15 protein-coding genes and 1 pseudogene are annotated in these 13,952 nt (G+C 42.1%); 4 read left to right on the forward strand and 12 right to left on the reverse strand.

All coding sequences use genetic code 11. The features are described from left to right. Nucleotides 1-13: 13 nt before the first annotated feature. The 9 genes and pseudogenes from AC6I2O_RS11625 to AC6I2O_RS11665 form a co-directional block, all read right to left on the reverse strand. Entirely contained in the window at nucleotides 14-682 is a 669-nt protein-coding gene (locus tag AC6I2O_RS11625; RefSeq protein ID WP_497742719.1) for an Ig-like domain-containing domain, read from the reverse strand. A gap of 11 nt (nucleotides 683-693) precedes the next feature. Next, nucleotides 694-1,770 (reverse strand): immune inhibitor A domain-containing protein, encoded by a 1,077-nt coding sequence (locus AC6I2O_RS11630; protein ID WP_120392247.1) that lies wholly within the window; start codon nucleotides 1,768-1,770, stop codon nucleotides 694-696. 19 nt (nucleotides 1,771-1,789) lie between these two features. Continuing rightward, nucleotides 1,790-1,987, reverse strand: a complete 198-nt coding sequence (locus AC6I2O_RS11635; RefSeq protein WP_497742720.1) for a hypothetical protein — start codon at nucleotides 1,985-1,987, stop codon at nucleotides 1,790-1,792. A 476-nt stretch (nucleotides 1,988-2,463) separates the two neighbouring features. Then, nucleotides 2,464-2,930 (reverse strand): annotated as a pseudogene (locus AC6I2O_RS11640) (TOTE conflict system archaeo-eukaryotic primase domain-containing protein); the annotation flags it as partial. A 38-nt stretch (nucleotides 2,931-2,968) separates the two neighbouring features. After that, nucleotides 2,969-3,712: a retron system putative HNH endonuclease gene (locus AC6I2O_RS11645; protein ID WP_497742721.1), complete on the reverse strand. Its 744-nt coding sequence runs from the start codon at nucleotides 3,710-3,712 to the stop codon at nucleotides 2,969-2,971. Nucleotides 3,713-3,730: 18 nt separating this feature from the next. Next, complete coding sequence (locus AC6I2O_RS11650) at nucleotides 3,731-5,002, reverse strand: AAA family ATPase (protein ID WP_497742722.1); 1,272 nt, start codon at nucleotides 5,000-5,002, stop codon at nucleotides 3,731-3,733. Between the two features lie 78 nt (nucleotides 5,003-5,080). After that, the gene (locus AC6I2O_RS11655; protein ID WP_120392251.1) at nucleotides 5,081-5,305 is read right to left on the reverse strand and encodes a helix-turn-helix domain-containing protein; all 225 of its coding nucleotides are present in this window, start codon (nucleotides 5,303-5,305) and stop codon (nucleotides 5,081-5,083) included. A 609-nt stretch (nucleotides 5,306-5,914) separates the two neighbouring features. Further along, a complete protein-coding gene (locus tag AC6I2O_RS11660; protein ID WP_120392252.1) occupies nucleotides 5,915-6,925 on the reverse strand; it encodes a GGGtGRT protein in 1,011 nt (336 codons plus the stop codon). Between the two features lie 18 nt (nucleotides 6,926-6,943). Further along, complete coding sequence (locus AC6I2O_RS11665) at nucleotides 6,944-7,636, reverse strand: iron-sulfur cluster assembly scaffold protein (RefSeq protein ID WP_120392253.1); 693 nt, start codon at nucleotides 7,634-7,636, stop codon at nucleotides 6,944-6,946. Between the two features lie 227 nt (nucleotides 7,637-7,863). On the opposite strand from AC6I2O_RS11665, the gene AC6I2O_RS11670 reads away from it, so the two are divergent. Beyond that, nucleotides 7,864-8,379: a DUF6512 family protein gene (locus tag AC6I2O_RS11670; RefSeq protein ID WP_497742724.1), complete on the forward strand. Its 516-nt coding sequence runs from the start codon at nucleotides 7,864-7,866 to the stop codon at nucleotides 8,377-8,379. A gap of 68 nt (nucleotides 8,380-8,447) precedes the next feature. Here AC6I2O_RS11670 and AC6I2O_RS11675 read toward each other — a convergent pair whose 3' ends face one another. Next, on the reverse strand, nucleotides 8,448-8,594 hold the full coding sequence (locus AC6I2O_RS11675) for a hypothetical protein (RefSeq protein WP_497742725.1): 147 nt from the start codon (nucleotides 8,592-8,594) through the stop codon (nucleotides 8,448-8,450). Nucleotides 8,595-8,646: 52 nt separating this feature from the next. Next, entirely contained in the window at nucleotides 8,647-9,663 is a 1,017-nt protein-coding gene (gene galE / locus AC6I2O_RS11680; protein ID WP_497742726.1) for a UDP-glucose 4-epimerase GalE, read from the reverse strand. Nucleotides 9,664-9,825: 162 nt separating this feature from the next. Here galE and AC6I2O_RS11685 point away from each other — a divergent pair, with 162 nt between their 5' ends. Both AC6I2O_RS11685 and AC6I2O_RS11690 read left to right on the forward strand, forming a co-directional pair. Continuing rightward, entirely contained in the window at nucleotides 9,826-10,896 is a 1,071-nt protein-coding gene (locus AC6I2O_RS11685) for an FAD:protein FMN transferase (RefSeq protein ID WP_497742727.1), read from the forward strand. A 17-nt stretch (nucleotides 10,897-10,913) separates the two neighbouring features. After that, a complete protein-coding gene (locus AC6I2O_RS11690) occupies nucleotides 10,914-12,056 on the forward strand; it encodes a ribonuclease H-like domain-containing protein (RefSeq protein WP_120392257.1) in 1,143 nt (380 codons plus the stop codon). A 62-nt stretch (nucleotides 12,057-12,118) separates the two neighbouring features. Here the strand turns inward: AC6I2O_RS11690 and AC6I2O_RS11695 are convergent, their stop codons facing one another. Further along, nucleotides 12,119-12,787, reverse strand: a complete 669-nt coding sequence (locus tag AC6I2O_RS11695) for a helix-turn-helix domain-containing protein (RefSeq protein ID WP_120392258.1) — start codon at nucleotides 12,785-12,787, stop codon at nucleotides 12,119-12,121. 400 nt (nucleotides 12,788-13,187) lie between these two features. Between AC6I2O_RS11695 and AC6I2O_RS11700 the strand changes: the two genes are divergently transcribed. Then, nucleotides 13,188-13,949 carry an FMN-binding protein gene (locus tag AC6I2O_RS11700; protein ID WP_120392259.1) on the forward strand — a complete coding sequence of 254 codons (762 nt, stop codon included), beginning with the start codon at nucleotides 13,188-13,190 and terminating at the stop codon, nucleotides 13,947-13,949. Nucleotides 13,950-13,952 lie beyond the last annotated feature (3 nt).

The raw sequence follows: 13,952 nt of genomic DNA on the forward strand, positions 1-13,952 counted from the left end.
TGTATTTCGGATTTTACACTCCCGTTATAAATCCAAAGATACTGTTAAAGTTATTCCTTACTGACTGTGATTCTGTGCTTTTTACAATCCCAGCCGGAATTACCAGCGTATAATCGCAATTGCTTTCCAGCGCTTCATCAAACACAATGCGCATCTCTCTTCCATCTGTCGCAACATGGTATTCGTTCAACAGCTGGTTTCCTGACGCAACTATAATCTTTGAAAACAAATCTTCATCAACCGCTGCAATCATGCGGTCGAATGTCACGGTAATCTCTTGCGTATCCGCCGGAATCGTCACAATCTCGCTCTCCCGGCAGGGAACAATTACCGGCTCCGGCGTGACGCTTTCAATCGATAGACTATTCGTCCGTTCTTCATAGCTCAGTCTGATTACGGCCTCTCCCGTTTCCGATATTGATGCAACCGTAATCGCCAGGCCATTATAAACCGTTGCATTTCCATAGGCATCGTATCCGTTCGTATTCGGATAAGTCTCCGGTGTAATCTGATCTCCTGCCAGATAGTAATCCTTCGGATCATAAGAAATTTTGTTGCCTGAACCCATCGTAAGATAATTCAATATTTCATCTTTTCCATCCGCTTCAAGAGCACTGATGAACTTCGTACTCGTATAAGAGTTATCATATTTGAATCCAAATGCATTCCAGTTTCCTTCCAATTCTCCTTCATCTAAAGAAGCGTCATATGAAGAACTCTCACAACAGGCTCCTTAAGTCGTGTCAGCTCTCCTGCATTCATCGTTGGGCTGACGACCTCAATCACCAACAATTCTGTAAACAGCGAATCCGAATCCTTTAATTTTACAAAGATCGCGTCTCCTCTCTCATTTGACGGCCGAAGCGTGTAAACGTGCTCCGCCTCGTTTAGCGAAGCAATATCCAGATATTCGATTACTTCCGGATCAACCCATCCTAACAGCCATTTGCTAAATGCATTATGATCCGCTGTGTTGGAATCCATCATATCCATTCCACCAAGTCCGCCTTCTAAGGCTCCTCCGGTATATGCGTTCCCGTATCTGGTTCTCTCTTTCGTATCATAACTGTAATAATCATTTAATCCGAGCAAATGTCCTGTCTCGTGCGTCAGAGAATTGACATTGCATACAAGCGGCGGCACCGATGACCAGACTGTCGTTCCCGGCACGAAAATGTACCCTGTCACTTTTGCATCCCATTCTTGCGGAGAATTCATCCAGGAGGACCGGTATGCGCAGGACCACATCCCCGTATCGTTGTCCATGTTTCCTGCCCAGAGGACATAAAGAGAATCAATAACACCGTCCTTATCTGCATCATATTCCGTCAGATTCAGTCCCTCTTCCTGAATAAAATAATTCAGCACTTCTTCCATGATCTCTTTATCCGATTCGTACTTGCCTCGCTCTTTTTTCATGCGGTACCAGTCCAGCACGGTCCCATCAATCGTCAGATTTCCATAGGAAGACCTGTAATAATATGCACTGAGCGAAGTTCTGTTTGACAGTCCAAATAATGCCTCTTCGATTCCTTCTGCCGTAATAAACCGCGGCCTCTTGTAATCCGGAAAATCAATTAAAAGTACCAACGGCCTTGCAGTTCCAAGAGACGGCATGCTCTGCTGTAGCATCACGGTTCCATTTTCAAATGCACGCACAACAGGCGCCTCTTTTCCACTGACATCCTGCGGCTCATACACCACTGTATCTTCCTGTTCCCGTTCGACCTTTTCAATAAACTCCAGTGTAGTCCCTGCCGTCCAGTACACTCCATACCCGCTTGCCGGATCAATATTCCCGCTTCTCGGAAGCAGATACGTCGACGCCGGGAATTACAAACACGTCTGCATCATAAAGAGAAAGTGTGTAAGTCCCCATTGCATGCTCTGCATCATATGAAACCGGAGCATCCGTATAGGTAAACACAATGTCCTCTGCCGTATCCTTCCCCCGATTCAAGCTCATCGTAAATAAACGTCCGACCATTCAAAACGTCCGGGAGTATTTGCATTTCAGCTGCCCTTACTTTCTGATCCATCCCCCACATGCAGCACATACCGGTCACCATAGCCATTCCTATCAAGAATTTTTTCATATCGAAATGTCTCCCTTTCTCTTCTCGAAATGCGCTGAAAATCTATTGACTCATTTTCGTTATCGGTAAATAGTTTAGAGTTATTCTATGCTAATATATATTAGTCTTCACTAACTCATAACAAATTATAAATCGGCATTTCTGCCGATTTTTCTTTAAATCATTATATATGAATGGAAACTTTCAGCCGCAGCCCGCAAACAGTTAGTTTTATCTAACGCCTTTTTATACTATCACACTAATTTTACATCGTCAAGTAAAACCTGATACCAAGAACTTACCCTTTAAAAATAATGGAGCCTTTGGGTAATTCCCAAAAGCTCTTGATTCAACATTTTCAGCCTTACATCTTTCCGTTTCAAATTCCAAGTTTCTTTGTTTGATTTAACAGAATGTCACTCTGATTGGGGTACGCATTCCAGTATTTACCCACGAAAGCACTATTTCCATTCCTGAGTGCTCTTCCCTGTAATGGCAGTGCTATCAGATTTCCGTTCCTGCTTGCCGTGGGATGGATAACATTCTGTCATTCCATCGATTATTCACAGAGAAAAATACCCACCGTTTGCCCATCTCTTTGCATATACATCGGTTCTTCCCCAGAACATTGCAAATACTGGTTGGCTAAATCTTTCAAAATGTCTTTATTCAGAATACGTTCATCCTAATACAGATCATATTCTTCTATAACTTTCAATTTTTTCACTAAATGCATTTTCTGTCTCATACGAAATATTTGCTTCTTCCAGTTGTTCTTTTAATCTCTTATTTTTCATCCTGAAGGATCCATACTAATTTTCGAAGCGAAACCAGATTATATGCTTCTGTATTCATGATAACAGCATTCCTTATGTATAGGTCAGAATGATTGTCTATAATCCACGCCTTACAAACGATTTATATTTCTTTGTAAAATAGAAAATTTTTACTCCAACATACTCTTCACGTTCTTCTTTACTAGAGAGAGTCTCCATCAGTTTTTTCAACGTAATTGAATTGCACTTTCCCTCTCTATTCAACTTATCCATCATAAGTTTTGCTCTTTCATAGGTATCTCTTCTGCCTTTTAATACTTCAGTGGCAGTATCTCTGATGGTTCCATCTGCCTTTCTTATACCATTCAAATGCAATGTCTCATTGATATCCGTTTCCATATCTTTGTCAAACGGATTTGTATGGATTGTTCCGTCTGGCTTATATGCGATTTTATCCATTTGTACTTTGTTAAGCGGACTCAAAAATAACTCGTTTTCTTTCTTGTATGCATCACAACAAAGAACCTTTCCCTGCTGCCCCGTTGCTTTCTCTCCTCCATCACATACACCAAGCATGTTGCTGTAGTTAATGGCATTTTCCTTGTCCTTACTGAGCGGCACCAAATGCTCCACTCTGGAATGATTGTCGTCTTTTATTCGTTTCATACAATAAGCACATAATCCATGCTGCTCGTGAATGAGAATACGCTTCACTTCATCCTTCGGGAAATCATTATTAAAAATATTTCTGATAGCTGTAGTATTACCTTCCTCGATTGCTTTCCAGGCTTCACTCTTTCTAATCCCGATAATACGCTCCTTTACAGAAGACGATAGTCCTTCCTTTTCTATAAAAATCATACGTATACCTCCGTCAGATTAAAGATTACTGATCAGCTTTGCATCATCAATAATCCCTGCAACTCTCTTATATTCCGTATTATCCTCACCTAAAACAGCTTTAAGTTTTCCTAATGCTTCATCTGCTTTATCAAAATCGTCATCTTCAAGTGCCGCATCAACCGCATCCATATGAATCTTAATATTCTTAGGCCTTGATACGCTTTCCTGTCTGAACAGCAGCACATCCTCTACCGGATATCCATAGCTATCTGGAAGATAGGTCGCAGTCTTCTTATCATCAAGGAAAATTAAATTCGCGTTTTTGGCAGATGAAATCACAATTGGCGAATGTGTCGCTATAATAAACTGTACATTAGGAAACGATGCATTTAATGCTTTGATGATATTCCACTGCCACTTTGGGTGAAGGTGCATGTCAACTTCATCAATAAGAACGATTCCTTTAACTTCCGAAAGATTACTAAGATCAGGATTTATAAGTGCCACTCTGTATGCCAGATCCATCATCATCCATAATAAAGATTGATATCCCGCACTCAGCTTAGAGATCGCCATTTCTACTTTGTCATCCCTATAAACCAGTTCTTTGAACTGACCTGAGTAATAAATTTCCGGCATATTTTCAAGTTCATTTATTTCTTTCATAAAAACAGCAATTATTTTCTTAAAAGTTTCATATTCACAAATTTTTCTGCCCTTATTGACTGTAGCAATTTCCTGGTTCATACACCATTGCTGGATTGCTTTTACATCCATAGAAAAATCCAGGCAGCCAATGTATCCGCATCGTCTGTCATCCAGTTTTTTCTTCAATTCATTTCCAAAGTCTCCACGTCTTACTTTCCATACTCTAGCCGCACTCTGGTAACTGAGAAGCGGCAGTGAAGTACCTGGTTTATTTGTAAGCTTTTTCATCCACGCACATACTTTACGGTCATCAGTTTTTGTATGTGTAGAGGATATTTGCTCCTTAATACGGTTCCAGGTGTAATCATCTGAATCTGTTTTTAGACTGCATCCTACCGAAACAGGCTCACAATAAGAAACCATTTGAGAATTATCGCCCACCCGGTTTACAACAATATGAACGTCTTCTTTGGGTATATTTTTTGCGCTGACTCCTTGTACATTTACAAAGAGTCCGCTAAGAGCAATCGCAATACCATCCAGCACAGAAGTTTTTCCAGTACCATTATCACCTATCAGAAGGTTGGTTCCCGGCTGGAGATCGATTTCGATTTCTTCGATCGCCTTATAATTCTTTAAACTAACCTTTTCTAAAAACATTTTCCATCATCTCCTTCTTATATGTTTTCCAGAATATTTCATGGATATGTCCCTTATAATATACTTTTCAACCATATCTTACCTTTCTTTTTCTTCCTCTGCATCGGGTATCACTTCCATAATGTCACCAATATCGCATTTCAACACTTCACAGATACGCACCAATACATCCAGAGATACATTCTCGTCTCTGCCCATCTTAGCCATTGTATTAGGACTCATGCTGACTGCATGACGCAAAGCATTCTTATTCATTTTCTTGTCAATTAACATTTTCCAAAGCTTGTTATAATTTACTTTCATACATCTACCTCTTATGTAACTACAAGTTTATTCTTTTAACTTGTTCTTCTCCATTATCTGCATTGTTTCCAAGTACAGAACACTGCTTACAGCATAGCATAAGAGTCTCAATACATCAATAATTTATGTTCACAAGATTATAACTTTATTACATTCTTATTTTAAATAATGATATACTAGGTTAACCCGAGAGGTTTCCGAAAGACTCATTTTTCGGAAGTTTCAGGAGTAAAATATTAGAATAGCAATCCTATATTATTTCCGCACCCCCCTAAAAAGCAGGACAACTTGTTATTCCTTCGAAAATATCCGTATCCGATTTTCTTGATCTATGGATTAAAAAAGACTGGTAAATACAGTTATTCACACCGCTTTTACCAGTCTTTTTAGTTTCAATGCTGTTGCTGATAAGAGGCATTCCTCTGTCGCTTTCTGAAGGCCTCTTTTCTGTCATCTTATTCAGTTTATGTTCTCGTTTTAAAACTGCAAATGTTCCTTGTGCCCATATGGGGTGTACAAGTAGTGTACAAATAGTGTAGGAGTAGCCTGTATTTCCATACTTTTGGCTACTCCCACTCACTTTAAAAATCCCTTATTTTACGGCATTTTTTAGAACTTGCCTTCCTTAGCTGCTTCCTCGATCGAAACGGCTACTGCAACCGTCATACCTACCATCGGATTGTTACCTGCACCGATCAGACCCATCATCTCTACGTGAGCCGGTACGGAGGAAGAACCTGCGAACTGTGCATCAGAGTGCATACGTCCCAGAGTATCTGTCATACCGTAGGAAGCCGGTCCTGCTGCCATGTTATCCGGATGAAGCGTACGTCCTGTACCACCGCCGGATGCTACGGAGAAATATTTCTTGCCCTTCTCGTTGCATTCCTTCTTGTATGTACCTGCAACCGGATGCTGGAAACGTGTCGGGTTGGTGGAGTTACCTGTAATGGAAACGTCTACGCCCTCTTTCCACATGATTGCTACACCTTCCGGGACGCTGTTTGCGCCGTAGCAGTTAACCTTTGCACGAAGTCCCTCAGAATATGACTTGCGGGATACTTCTTTTACTTCGTTTGTATACGGATCATACTCTGTCTCAACAAAAGTGAAGCCGTTAATTCTTGCGATGATCTGTGCAGCATCTTTTCCAAGACCGTTCAGGATAACGCGCAGCGGTTTCTGACGAACCTTGTTTGCTTTCTCTGCGATACCGATAGCACCCTCTGCTGCTGCGAAAGACTCATGGCCTGCCAGGAATGCGAAACACTCTGTTTCTTCTTCCAGAAGCATCTTGCCAAGATTTCCATGTCCAAGACCAACCTTACGTGTATCAGCTACAGAACCCGGAATACAGAATGCCTGAAGTCCCTCGCCGATTGCCGCTGCTGCGTCTGCTGCTCTCTTGCAGCCTTTTTTAATCGCAATTGCTGCGCCTACCGTGTATGCCCAGCATGCATTCTCGAAACAGATCGGCTGAATGCCCTTGATCTGATTGTAAACATCAAGACCAGCGTCTTTTGTGATCTTCTCTGCTTCTTCAATGGAAGCAATGCCATAACTATTCAAAACAGAATTGATTTTGTCAATTCTTCTCTCGTATGATTCAAATAAAGCCATTTTTCATTACCTCCCTAATTACTCTTTTCTCGGATCAATAATCTTCACTGCGTCAGCAACACGGCCGTACTGTCCTTTGGCCTTTTCCCATGCGGTATTCGGGTCGTCGCCTTTTTTGATGAAATCTGTCATCTTTCCAAGGCTTACGAACTGATAGCCAATGATCTGATCATCCGCATCGAGAGCAATACCGGTAACGTATCCTTCTGCCATTTCCAGATAACGCGGACCTTTTTTCAATGTACCGTACATCGTACCAACCTGGGAACGAAGTCCCTTTCCAAGATCCTCAAGACCAGCTCCAACCGGAAGCCCATCCTCAGAAAATGCGGACTGGCTGCGGCCATAAACGATCTGAAGGAAAAGCTCTCTCATAGCTGTATTGATTGCATCACATACAAGGTCTGTATTCAGCGCTTCCATGACCGTCAGACCCGGCAGAATCTCTGATGCCATAGCTGCAGAATGCGTCATACCAGAGCAGCCGATTGTCTCAACAAGAGCCTCCTGGATGATACCTTCCTTAACGTTCAGGGTCAGTTTACAGGCTCCCTGCTGCGGAGCACACCAGCCCACACCGTGTGTCAGACCGGAAATATCCTTAACTTCCTTCACCTGTACCCATTTTGCCTCTTCCGGAATCGGAGCAGCGCCATGATGAACGCCCTGTGCAACCGGGCACATTTCTTCTACTTCGCGTGAATAAATCATTATAATACTCCTTTCAGTTGTAAAATATGTAATTGCCCAGTGCCAGCTGGACAACTGCGAATTATTTTTCGCCTTATTCTCTCACAAAATACTATAGAAGTCAATTCCTGAAAATACGCATGTTTACAGAAAAGGTCATGATTCGAGATGCCTTCTAATTCTAAAATATTACCTTCACTGCGAATAAAATTTCCGTACTTGATCTATACTTTAATTGGGGTGATAAAATGAATCAGTTAAAATCATATACCATTATTGGAACAATCTTTGTTATTATACTCGGAACACTCTCTCATTTTTTCTTTGAGTGGTCAGATCATAACTTTATAGTTGGATTGTTTACTCCTGTCAATGAATCCACCTGGGAACACATGAAGCTTGTTTTCTTTCCAATGCTTCTATATTTTCTCGTCATAATTCCAAACCTTAAAAGAGCCTACCCTTGTATTTCTTCTGCATCTCTGTCTGGTATCTTATTGGGCACGCTGTTAATACCGGTTATTTTCTACACGTATACCGGGATACTTGGACAAAATTTTCTTGTTCTGGATATCATCACTTTCGTATTAAGCGTTGTGATCGCATTCTATGCCGTATACCGACTTGCTATATCTTGCAGAGCACAAAATTATTCGCTTCTTTTATGTGCCGCTGTGTTCTTTCTTATGATATGCTTTCTTATATTTACATATGATCCTCCGGAAATTAGTCTGTTTGCTGATCCTACTGCTATTTCCAAATGAGGCTACAGTCCTATGATGGCCAATATGCTCTTTTGTAATGTTAATAAAAAGGCGGCCGCCTGGCCGCCCTATCGTTTTTGATTGATTGGTGTCGTTCCCTCTTTCCGGACATTATGTGTCTGGTTCTGGTTCTCCACCTTGACTTTCTGCGTGATACTGTTGAATTTTTCGTTTGATTTTTTCTGTTGCTGCTTTTCCAATTCTTTTTTGTCCATCACCATCACCTCAGTGATAGGATGCACGGTCCGGAAGAAATTTATTCTTCCTTTATTCGTTATATCCGTTCGGATTCATAGACTGCCATCTCCAGGAATCTTCACACATTTCTTCAATTCCATACTCTGCTTCCCAGCCAAGCTCTGCCTTCGCCTTTGCCGGATCTGCATAACAGGTCGCGATATCTCCCGCACGTCTCGGTTTCATCTCATACGGAAGTGTCTTTCCGCATGCCTTTTCAAACGCATGAAGCACCTGAAGTACACTGTAGCCGTTGCCGGTACCAAGGTTGTAAATACGTACCTCCGGCTGATCTTCAAACTTCTTCATCGCTTTTACATGGCCTTTTGCCAAATCTACCACATGGATGTAATCACGCACTCCGGTGCCGTCCGGTGTATCGTAATCGTCTCCAAACACGCCGAGCTTTTCCAGCTTGCCAACTGCCACCTGTGCAATATAAGGAACAAGGTTATTCGGTATTCCTTTCGGATCTTCGCCAATGATGCCTGCCTTATGGGCTCCGATCGGATTAAAATAACGAAGCAGCACTACATTCCATTCAGGGTCAGACACATGCAGGTCTGTCAGAATCTGCTCCAGCATGCCTTTCGTCTGTCCATAAGGATTCGTAATCTGACCTTTCGGACAATCCTCCGTGATTGGCACAAAGGCCGGATCTCCATAAACAGTTGCTGAGGAACTGAAAATAATATTTTTTACTCCATGGTTCCTCATAACATCACAGAGATTCAGGGTACCTGTAATGTTATTGTGATAATACTCCAGAGGTTTGCGGACCGACTCGCCTACTGCCTTGTAGCCTGCAAAATGAATCACAGAATCAATCGTTTCTTTTTCAAAAATCTCATTCATTGCTTCCCGGTCCAGCATGTCTACATTGTAGAATGTAACCTTTTTCCCGGTGATCTGCTCCACGCGTTCCAGAGCCTTTTCGTTGGAATTGTAGAGATTGTCCATAACTACAACTTCATAGCCGTTATTCAAAAGTTCCACACACGTATGGCTGCCGATATAACCAGCTCCGCCAGTAACCAATACTGCCATAATATAACCTCCTGCGATCTGACTTTTCCATAGCTTCCCATTCATTATACTTCAAAAAAATGATTTGTAAAGAAATACCTTTTTCTTTACATAAAAATTGCTGCGTGATAAACTTGCCTGTAGAAAACCGTTTTATAACAGTCTCATCCAAAGGAGCCATTTATGAAACATTCGTTTTTCCGTATCATTTTATCCATAAAAGAACATTCCAAACTGTGTATTTCCGGCAACTTTTCTTTTAAAATTTATCTCGCTGTCAGTGGGCTGCTTTTCTATTTTGCATGCGCTTACTTTACCGATACGGCTTTCGCCCAAACGTCTGCATCCATTTCAGACACCGGATTTTATTTCGATACGGTTGTGACAATACGGCTCGACGGAACACAGGACGAAACAATCCTTGAAGAAGCCTTTGCACAAATGGCCCGATATGAAGCAATTCTCTCGCGCACCTGTGAGGGAAGCGATGTCTGGAATATCAACCACAGTGGTGGTCAAACTGTGGAAGTTCATGATGAAACGGCAGAACTCCTTGCGCTGGCACTCGACTATGCCGCTTTGTCTGACAGCGCTTTTGATATCACAATTGCTCCGTATATTGACCTCTGGGATTTTCAGAATAATCCTGGAAATGTCCCATCCCACGATATGATTGCGCAGGCCGGCAAACATATCGGTATCTCTGGATTACACTTAAACGGAACCACGGTAACTCTTGATGATCCTGATGCATCCATTGACCTCGGCGGCATCGCCAAAGGCTATATCGCAGACCGAATCAAAGAATTTCTGCTTGAAAAAGGAATTACCAGCGCTTTTATCAACCTGGGCGGCAATGTATTGACCATCGGCACCAAACCGGACGGACAGCTCTGGAACATCGGCATCCGCGATCCGTTCCTGACAGCTTCCGACATCATTTCAATTGTAAAAATTGACGATCAGTCAGTGGTAACTTCTGGTACCTACGAACGATTTTTCGAAAAAAATGGTACTGTTTACCATCATATTCTCGATCCACATACGGGATATCCTGTCCAAAACGGCCTGAAAAGTGTCACAATCCTGTCCGATTCTTCTGCTGACGCCGACGCGCTGAGCACCACCTGTTTCGTTCTGGGCCTCGACAAAGGCATGGAACTGATTGAGTCTCTCGACTATGCAGAAGCAATGTTTCTTACAGAAGAAAAAGAAATCCATTATTCCAGCGGATTTCCACAAAACAAAAATTAAAAAGGAACCGAAATTTAATGATTATTATTACAGAAAACATTGATCATTTTGCTACTTACCATGAATTTCTGGGCTACTCTCCAAAGAGCAGCCTCTTTTTTGATATTGAAACAACCGGATTTTCTCCTCAATCCTCTTTCTTATTTCTGATCGGAATGCTGTATCAGGAAAATGACTGCTGGAAACTGACGCAGCTTCTGGCAGAAGAACCGGAAGATGAATGCCTGCTGCTTCGTATCTTTCTGGAAACAGCCGACAGATATGAGACTCTGATTCATTTTAACGGCAGCACCTTTGATCTTCCCTATCTCATCAAAAAAGCGCAAATCCTGCATCTGCCTCATTCCCTTGAGCACCTCCGTTCTCTTGACCTGTACCGCATCTTCCGGCCTCTCGGTAAGCTGCTGTCACTCGAAAACATGAAGCAGCAAACCCTGGAGACTTTCCTTGGCTGGAAACGCACCGATCAGCTGACCGGAAAGGACATGATATGCCTGTTTCGCCAATATACCGACAGCCGACGTAACAGCGACAATCCACGGTCTGACTCTGCACGCCTGCAAACGCTTCTGCTCTTACACAACCACGATGATATGCTCGGAATGACAAAGCTTACCTGCATGGCTGCTTATCTTGCGCTTCGGGACGGAAACATTTCATCAGTCACCTTCTGCGGCTTCCGGGAAACGATCAGGCTTTGCCTTACCTTCACTCTGTCAACTGCTGTCCCCATCCCTTTTTCTCTCAGTGGACAAAAAAGCGCACCTGATCGTCTTTCTGCCACATCCTTTTATTCTGATTATGCCCTGACCGTGGAAGGCGCGCACGGTACCCTGTCCCTTCCCGTTTATCAGGGAACCCTGTTTCATTTCTTTTCAGATTATAAAAATTATTATTATCTGCCATACGAAGATCAGGCGATCCACAAAAGCGTCGCTTCTTTTGTGGACAAAACCTGCCGCATACCAGCCAAGGCTTCAAATTGTTACATAAAAAAAAGCGGTACCTTTCTCCCGCAACCAGAAGAAATCGTATCCCCCATTTTCAAACGTTCTTATGAAGAAAATCAACTGTATTTTATCTGCAATGAATCATTTATCGAACATACCCCCCTGCAGAAAACATATCTTTCTGCAGTTCTCCGAATACTGCTTGCTTGAATATGTCAAAGCAGCAGAAACGAGTTTTCCGGACAACAGCCGTCAAAGGAACGATTTTACTATTATCCCTGCTCTTCCCGATATCTGGAAGGCGTTTTCCCCGTTTTTTTCTTAAACAGGCGGCTGAAATAATGCACATCTGTGATTCCCACCTGCTTTGCGATTATTTTTACCGGATTCCGTGTTGTCAACAGCAACTCCGCTGCACATTTCATCCGCTGATCCGTCACATAATCCGTTATCGTCATTCCTGTCTCCCTCCGAAACAAATGAGACAAATACGATGGATTGACATTCAAACTGTCCGAAAAATACTGTAACGTCAGCCCTTCGCTCAAATCCATATCCACTTTCTGAATAATTTTTTGCACTAATGGAGAATACCCGTAAATGGCTCGCAGTGAGTTCAATTCACACAACCGCGTCAAAGTCTCCTCCGCTATCCTTTTGCAATCCTCCACACACACCGCAAAATACAGCTGTTGCGTAAAGTCTGAATATATATCATCCAACTGTAAATCTATCACATGAAGCCTGCGAAATTCCTGAAATATAACAGCCATAAACCGAATCAGATCATACTTCCAATCTGTCAGTCTGTCCTCCAGCCTGCCTGGTTCCCCCAACGTATTTCTCAAGTGAAGCGTCTGAAGTACCTGATGCAGGTTTCCTTTCCGGATGCCCTGTAAAATCTTCTCTTCCAGTTCATATCGTTTCATCACATTTTCCATGTAACGCTCCGTTCCCACACCTATAACCAGCAGTCATAATATTTAAAATTTCGATTTTCCTGTTCCGGATATCTATAAAATCAATAGAAGTAACCATATCATTCCGTACTTCTTTTGTCAATCCTGTTATTAGCGAATATTACCAGAATTCTCTTTGCATCTTTTCTATTTTTCTCTCATAATCATTGTATATTTTTCTCAAATAAACAAATATTATCCACTAAATACCAAAAATTATCTGGCGAAAAAAAAAACAAACTCTGCTATTCTAAAGAGAGTTTATTGTGTATTTTGCCTAACTTTTAACAATCTAGCATCTGGCAACCGACGATTTACACGAATGGCATCGCCTTTTCGGTAAACATTCACGAAAAGCCAGGAAACGGAAAGGAAAAGAAAAATGGGAAAGGAAACAATATCGCAAACAACCTTCCTGAAAGGACTGACAACAGGGGCCATCATTGCGGCAAGTCTCGGAATCCTGAGCATTGGAGACTATACTACGAATAACATCCAGCTAAAAGAAAACAATCCTTCTGGTGATGCTGCCCAGGTAACAGCTTCTGTCAACTCAACAGATTCCAGTAATATCAAAATAGAAACATTTCCCACTCCTGAAATAGAAATTATCAATGAAACAGAATCAGAAATGGAAACGGAAACGAATACCGAACCTGAGCCACAATCAGAAACCGAATCGGAATCTTCAACCAAATCCGGCAGAAATTCCGATTCGACCACTGCAAAATTTGAACCTGGCACCTATCGTGCTTCCGCTTCCGGTATTTCCAGTGATATTACCGTGTCAACTATTTTTAGTGAAAACAAAATTATCAAAATTTCGACGGACGTTTCAGGCGAAACATCCAGAATCGGTGCAGAATCCGGTGAAGTTCTGATCCGGAAAGCACTTGCTGCCCAATCAGCCGAATTTGACGGCATTTCCGGCGCGACCATTACCTCTGATGCGTTCAAAGAAGCACTCAATGATTGCATCACGCAGGCACAGGAGCGAAAAGCAAAAACGCAAAACCAAACTGAGTTCAAGAGCGTATTTGAAAATAAAATAGTATTCAAAACGAAACCCAAAACGAAATCCGAAACTGAGTCAGAGAATGAATCTGAAATAGAATCCGGCTCTATTGCCAGGATAAGGAGGTAGCAT

This window comes from Blautia sp. St.27G3 (genome assembly GCF_059728505.1).

Excerpts from the sequence above, each read along its gene's own strand:
- AC6I2O_RS11635 (WP_497742720.1), bottom strand. The coding sequence starts at position 1,987 with ATGGTCGGACGTTTATTTACGATGAGCTTGAATCGGGGGAAGGATACG.
- AC6I2O_RS11645 (WP_497742721.1), bottom strand. The coding sequence starts at position 3,712 with ATGATTTTTATAGAAAAGGAAGGACTATCGTCTTCTGTAAAGGAGCGT.
- AC6I2O_RS11650 (WP_497742722.1), bottom strand. The coding sequence starts at position 5,002 with ATGTTTTTAGAAAAGGTTAGTTTAAAGAATTATAAGGCGATCGAAGAA.
- AC6I2O_RS11655 (WP_120392251.1), bottom strand. The coding sequence starts at position 5,305 with ATGAAAGTAAATTATAACAAGCTTTGGAAAATGTTAATTGACAAGAAA.
- AC6I2O_RS11660 (WP_120392252.1), bottom strand. The coding sequence starts at position 6,925 with ATGGCTTTATTTGAATCATACGAGAGAAGAATTGACAAAATCAATTCT.
- AC6I2O_RS11665 (WP_120392253.1), bottom strand. The coding sequence starts at position 7,636 with ATGATTTATTCACGCGAAGTAGAAGAAATGTGCCCGGTTGCACAGGGC.
- AC6I2O_RS11670 (WP_497742724.1), top strand. The coding sequence starts at position 7,864 with ATGAATCAGTTAAAATCATATACCATTATTGGAACAATCTTTGTTATT.
- AC6I2O_RS11675 (WP_497742725.1), bottom strand. The coding sequence starts at position 8,594 with ATGGACAAAAAAGAATTGGAAAAGCAGCAACAGAAAAAATCAAACGAA.
- galE (WP_497742726.1), bottom strand. The coding sequence starts at position 9,663 with ATGGCAGTATTGGTTACTGGCGGAGCTGGTTATATCGGCAGCCATACG.
- AC6I2O_RS11685 (WP_497742727.1), top strand. The coding sequence starts at position 9,826 with ATGAAACATTCGTTTTTCCGTATCATTTTATCCATAAAAGAACATTCC.
- AC6I2O_RS11690 (WP_120392257.1), top strand. The coding sequence starts at position 10,914 with ATGATTATTATTACAGAAAACATTGATCATTTTGCTACTTACCATGAA.
- AC6I2O_RS11695 (WP_120392258.1), bottom strand. The coding sequence starts at position 12,787 with ATGGAAAATGTGATGAAACGATATGAACTGGAAGAGAAGATTTTACAG.
- AC6I2O_RS11700 (WP_120392259.1), top strand. The coding sequence starts at position 13,188 with ATGGGAAAGGAAACAATATCGCAAACAACCTTCCTGAAAGGACTGACA.